1 protein-coding gene is annotated in these 544 nt (G+C 73.3%); it reads right to left on the bottom strand.

Going from position 1 to position 544, the window contains the following annotated elements; genetic code table 11:
* Positions 1-67: 67 nt before the first annotated feature.
* A complete protein-coding gene (locus ABZ914_RS28005; protein ID WP_372442441.1) occupies positions 68-424 on the bottom strand; it encodes a tetratricopeptide repeat protein in 357 nt (118 codons plus the stop codon).
* Positions 425-544: the final 120 nt, after the last annotated feature.

The following is a 544-nucleotide window of genomic DNA, read 5'->3' as shown; positions in this document are numbered from 1 at the left end:
GCTCGCTCCGCGTGCCTGCCCGTGATGGTGGCTGGGCTCTGCTCTCCGTCAGCTGTGTTCAGCCGGCTCAGGCGAGGTCGGCCGCGGTCAGGGACACGTCGACCTTCTCGGCGGAGCCGACGCCCATGGCCCGGGCGAGGTTGCGGTAGGTGCGGGCCTCGTCGGGGCGGCTGCGGCGCTCCAGGGTGCGGGCCAGCGCCTCGTGGGCCCAGCCGTTGCACGGGTCCAGCTCGACGAGGCGGCGGAACGTCTCCTCCGCGCGGCCGAGCTGGGCGGAGTGGAAGTAGGCGCGGGCCAGCAGCTCGACGGCGGCCCGGTTGCCGGGCTCCTCGGCGACGACAGGGGCCAGCAGCCGGGCGGCGCCGGCGTAGTCCTTCGCGTCGAAGAACAGGGTGGCGCGCTCGAAGTCCTCGTAGGTGATCACGTGGCCCCCTCTCCAGGGTTGCTTGACGCAACCAAGAACCGGAGGAGCACCCGCTTTGTTCCGAACGGAAGAGAGCCCCCAGCCCCGCCCACGGGCGGGCACGCGGAGCGAGCGCCAGCG

This window comes from Spirillospora sp. NPDC046719 (assembly GCF_040645715.1).
GTDB lineage: Bacteria > Actinomycetota > Actinomycetes > Streptosporangiales > Streptosporangiaceae > Spirillospora.
The sequence above is the reverse complement of the archived record's forward strand: the minus strand, read 5'-3'. Positions and strand labels throughout refer to the sequence as shown.